This window comes from Methylorubrum aminovorans (genome assembly GCF_022179725.1).
Taxonomy (GTDB): domain Bacteria; phylum Pseudomonadota; class Alphaproteobacteria; order Rhizobiales; family Beijerinckiaceae; genus Methylobacterium; species Methylobacterium aminovorans.
This window is the reverse complement of the sequence record NZ_BPRC01000086.1, coordinates 1-1,220: the sequence shown is the minus strand read 5'-3', so window position 1 is coordinate 1,220 and position 1,220 is coordinate 1. Positions and strand designations below refer to the sequence as shown.

Annotated in this window: 1 protein-coding gene; it reads right to left on the bottom strand. The window is 72.5% G+C overall.

Annotated elements, in window-relative coordinates; genetic code table 11:
- Nucleotides 1-15: 15 nt before the first annotated feature.
- Entirely contained in the window at nucleotides 16-984 is a 969-nt protein-coding gene (locus MFF24_RS28600) for an IS110 family RNA-guided transposase (RefSeq protein WP_238229216.1), read from the bottom strand.
- Nucleotides 985-1,220: the final 236 nt, after the last annotated feature.

Here is a 1,220-nt window from a genome sequence, read left to right as displayed (position 1 = left end):
ACGCCCGTCATCAACTCAGTTCGCGCTTGCCTGTCGATGTTCGGCGAAGGCGTCGCGCAGGCGCGCGTTTGCGATGACGATGAGGCGTCGCATGAGGGCTGTGAGGGCGACGATGGGTTTCTTCCCGGCCTTGCGGAGGCGCTGGTAGGCGTCCTTGAGGCCGGGATGGAAGCGGCTGGCGGCCATGGCGGCCAGGAACAGGGTGCGCTTGACCTCGGGGCGCCCGCCGCGGGTGCGGCGGTAGGCGTCGGCGGCGCCGCTCTGGTTGGGATGGGGGGCGACGCCGGCCAGGGCGGCGGCTTGGCGGCGGTCGATGTGGCCGAGTTCGGGCATGAGGGCGATCAGGGCGGCGGCGGTGGTGGCACCGATGCCGGGGATGGCCCGCAAGGTCTTCTCGGCCCGCACGAGGTCGTCGGCGCTGGCCATCAGCTCGGCGATGGCGGCCTCCAGCGCCTGGATCTGGCCCACGAGGCAGGCGCACAGGGCCTCCAGATAGGGGCGCACCGGCTCGGCGCCGGGGGCCTTGAGGCGGTTGGTGCAGGCGGTGCGCTGGGCGATGAGGTCGGCGCGGGTCAGCACCAGGGTCTGCAGGCGCTCGCGCTGCGGATCGGGCGCCTGCCAGCGGGGCAGACGGGCGTGGCGCTCCTCGGCGTAGCGGGCGAGCGCACGGGCATCGAGGGCATCGCTCTTGCCGAGCGTGCCGAACGAGCGGATGAACGCCTTGACCTTGCGCGCGTCGGCGCGGTGGGCGGGGATGCCGGCGACCAGCAGGGCGGCCAGCAGCGCGTCCTCGTAGCCGCCGGTGGCCTCGCAGACGACGAGGCCGGTGGCGTCGAGGCTGGCGGCGAAGGCGGCGAGCGCCTCGGGCGTGTTGGCGAGGCTGCGGGAGCTGCCATCGCGACTGTCGAAGACGACGATGGCGGCCTTGCCGACATCGCATCCGATGAAGCGGGTGAGAGGGGGCGGGGTGACGATCTCCGGCACGCTGGCTATCCTGATGCGGCTTGCGATTGTCTGCGGGCGTCGCGCCGTGAGGCGGAGGAGCCCAGGCAACTCATCAAGCGTGGCAAGGGAAGCGGAGCGCCGACCTGGATGACGACGGGCGTTGCAGCCCCATTCCGGGACGGTCGGCGCCCCGCGCCTGGTCCGGGTGGCCACCCGGACCAGGCACCCCGCGGCTGCGGGATGGCCTCTTCCTAACAGAGCGCCAACAGACAATC